Source organism: Frankia sp. AgKG'84/4, assembly GCF_023242965.2.
Classification (GTDB): domain Bacteria; phylum Actinomycetota; class Actinomycetes; order Frankiales; family Frankiaceae; genus Frankia.
Genome location: NZ_JALKFU020000576.1, coordinates 1 through 3,346 on the forward strand (window position 1 = coordinate 1; position 3,346 = coordinate 3,346).

3 protein-coding genes are annotated in these 3,346 nt (G+C 71.9%); all 3 read left to right on the plus strand.

Going from position 1 to position 3,346, the window contains the following annotated elements; genetic code table 11:
• The coding region (locus MXD58_RS23430; RefSeq protein ID WP_284678793.1) for a transaldolase family protein at positions 1 to 635 on the plus strand (635 nt) is incomplete at its 5' end.
• 107 nt (positions 636 to 742) lie between these two features.
• A complete protein-coding gene (gene zwf / locus MXD58_RS23435; RefSeq protein WP_248839984.1) occupies positions 743 to 2,272 on the plus strand; it encodes a glucose-6-phosphate dehydrogenase in 1,530 nt (509 codons plus the stop codon).
• Between the two features lie 58 nt (positions 2,273 to 2,330).
• Positions 2,331 to 3,346, plus strand: a 1,016-nt coding sequence (locus tag MXD58_RS23440; protein WP_250609931.1) for a glucose-6-phosphate dehydrogenase assembly protein OpcA, incomplete at its 3' end; no start/stop codon positions are given.

Here is a 3,346-nt window from a genome sequence, read left to right on the forward strand (position 1 = left end):
CGGGGGGGGGGGGGGTGTGGCGGAACCCCCCCCCCGGCCCGGGGGGCCGGTTTTTTTTTTTTTTTTTGGGGCGGGGCGGGCCGCCCCCCCGCGACGTCTCCGACCTGGCGTCGGTCGCATCGTTCTTCGTCAGCCGGGTCGACACGGAGGTCGACAGCCGGCTCGACAAGATCGGGACACCGGCGGCGAAGGCGCTGCACGCGAAGACGGCGATCGCCAACGCGCGCCTGGCCTACGAGCGCTACGAGAAGGCGTTCGGGACGCCCCGCTGGGCGGCCCTGGCGGCCAAGGGCGCGAAGGCGCAGCGCCCGCTGTGGGCGTCGACGTCGACGAAGGACCCGTCCCTTCCCGACACGATCTACGTGTCCGAGCTGATCGCGCCCAACACGGTGAACACCATGCCCGAGGCGACGCTGCAGGCGTTCGCGGACCACGGCGTGGTCGGCGGCGAGACGATCCGGCCGTTCTACGACGACGCGCGGGCGGTGTTCGCCGCGCTGGCGGAGGTCGGCATCGACCTGGACGATGTGATCGAGACCCTGGAGGCTCAGGGTGTGCAGAAGTTCGAGGACTCGTGGAAGCAGCTGCTCGACACGGTCGCGCGGCAGCTGTCGAACCCGCCCTCGAACGACTGAGCCGGTGTCACGCCGATCACCGTGGCCGGACGGATCACCGTGGACAAGCGGTGGCGAACAGTGAAAGAACCCAGGAAGGGACCAAGACGAGTGCGAAGGGGGAACGGGTGGCGCCCACGGTGAGTACCAACCCGCTGCGCGATCCGCGTGACCGCAGACTGCCACGCCTGCCGGACGCCAGCGCCCTCGTGGTGTTCGGCGCCACCGGCGACCTGGCCCGCAAGAAGCTGATCCCGGCGGTGTACGACCTGGCCAACCGCGGCCTGCTGCCGCCCGGTTTCGTGCTGCTCGGCTTCGCCCGGCGCGACTGGTCGGACGACGACTTCGCGCAGTTCGCCCGGGAGTCCGCGGAGAAGGGCGCGCGCACGCCCTTCCGCGAGGAGGTCTGGGACCGTCTCGCCAGCTCCGTGCGGTTCGTCCAGGGTGCCTTCGACGACGACGCGGCCTTCGACCGGCTCGTCACCACCCTGGAGGAGCTGGAGGCCTCGCACGGCATCGCCGGCAACGCCGCGTTCTACCTGTCGGTCCCGCCCTCGGCGTTCCCGGTCGTCCTCAAGCAGATGCAGCGGACGAACCTGGCCGCCAAGGGCGCGTCCGGCTGGCGCCGGGTGGTCATCGAGAAGCCGTTCGGGCACGACATCGCCTCCGCCCGGGAGCTCAACGCCCTGGTCGACGACGTGTTCACCCCGTCGGGCGTCTACCGCATCGACCACTACCTCGGCAAGGAGACGGTTCAGAACCTCTTCGCGCTGCGGTTCGCGAACACCCTGTTCGAGCCGATCTGGAACTCGCAGTTCGTCGACTCGGTGCAGATCACCATGGCCGAGGACGTCGGCATCGGCACCCGCGCCGGCTTCTACGACGAGACCGGCGCCGCCCGCGACGTCCTGCAGAACCACCTGTTGCAGCTGCTCGCGCTCACCGCGATGGAGGAGCCGGTCAGTTTCAGCGCCGAGACGATCCGCACCGAGAAGATCAAGGTGCTGCGGGCCGTGTCGCTGCCGGCCGACCTGGACCGGTACGCGGTGCGCGGCCAGTACGAGCAGGGCTGGCTCGCCGGCGAGCGGGTCGCCGGCTACCTGGACGAGAAGGACATCCCAGCGGACTCGCACACCGAGACCTATGCGGCGGTGCGCTTTGGCATCGAGACCCGGCGCTGGGCGGGCGTGCCGTTCTACCTGCGGACCGGCAAGCGGCTGCCGCGGCGGGTCACCGAGATCGCGATCGTGTTCAAGAAGGCGCCGCACCTGCCGTTCGACCAGACCGACACCGCCGAACTCGGCAACAACCAGCTCGTCATCCGGGTCCAGCCGGACGAGGGCGTCACGCTGAAGTTCGGTTCGAAGGTCCCCGGTTCGTCGATGGAGGTCCGCGACGTCGCAATGGACTTCCTGTTCGGCGAGGCGTTCACCGAGGCGCTGCCCGAGGCCTACGAGCGTCTCATCCTCGACGTGCTGCTCGGCGACGCGACACTGTTCCCGAACAACGCCGAGGTCGAGGAGTCGTGGCGGATCATCGACCCGCTCGAGGAGCACTGGGCGAGCACCACGCCGCACCGCTACCGGGCCGGTAGCTGGGGTCCCGCCGCCGCGGACGACATGCTCGGTGCCGACGGCCGCCGCTGGCGGCGGCCATGAGCGCCATCCCGCCTCCCCGGACGGACGCCCCGCTTCCCCGGACGGAAAGGAGCCCCTCGTGACCACGCTGTGGGACACCACCGGTTCTGAGGTGGTCAAGGCACTCGCCGCCGAGCGGCGCGCGGCCGGTGCCCTCGCCTTCGGGCTGGCGCTCACCCTCGTCGCCGTCGTCGACGAGAAGAACGTCAGCGAGGCGGAGGGCGCGGCGACGCTCGCCGCCTCGGCGCATCCGTGCCGACTGCTCATCGTCGTGCGCCGCCAGATCGACGCACCGCACCCCCGCCTCGACGCGGAGGTGTCGATCGGCGGTCGGCTCGGGCCGGGCGAGGCCGTCGTCATGCGCATGTCGGGGCGCCTGGCGCTGCACGCCGAGTCGGTCGTGCTGCCCCTGCTCGCCCCGGACGCCCCCGTGGTCACCTGGTGGCACGACGAGCCGCCGACCCGGATCGCCTACGACCCGCTCGGCGTCTTCGCCGACCGGCGGGTCACCGACGTCACCGCCGCGGCGGACCCGCTGGCCGCGCTCCACCAGCGCGCCACCGACTTCGTCCCCGGCGACACCGACCTCGCGTGGACCCGGCTGACCCCGTGGCGGACCCTGCTCGCCGCCGCGTTCGACCAGCTGAACGACCGGCCGGACCACGTGGTGGTACAGGCCGGGCCGGCGAACCCGAGCGCCCAGCTGTTCGCCGGCTGGCTGCGCAACCGGCTCGGCGTGCCGGTCACGGTCGAGGAGAGCGGACGGCGGCCCGAGATCACCGCCGTCGTCGTCCACCTCGGCGGCGAGCGGCTCGCGATCACGCGCACCGATGCCCGCTCGGCGACGATCTCCCGCTCCGGTTTCCCGGACCGGGTGCTGCCGCTGGCTGCCCGCGGTCTCGGTGACCTCCTCGCCGAGGAGCTGCGCCGGATCGACGACGACGACGTGTTCGCGGAGACACTCGGCACCTGGAGCGACCTGCCGGACCTCGCCACCCGCCCGCCGCACCGGGAGCACATCTGGCGCGACCCGATGGCCGTCGCGACCGCGGCCGCGGGCGGCCCGACCACGGTCGCGGGCGGCCCGACCACGGT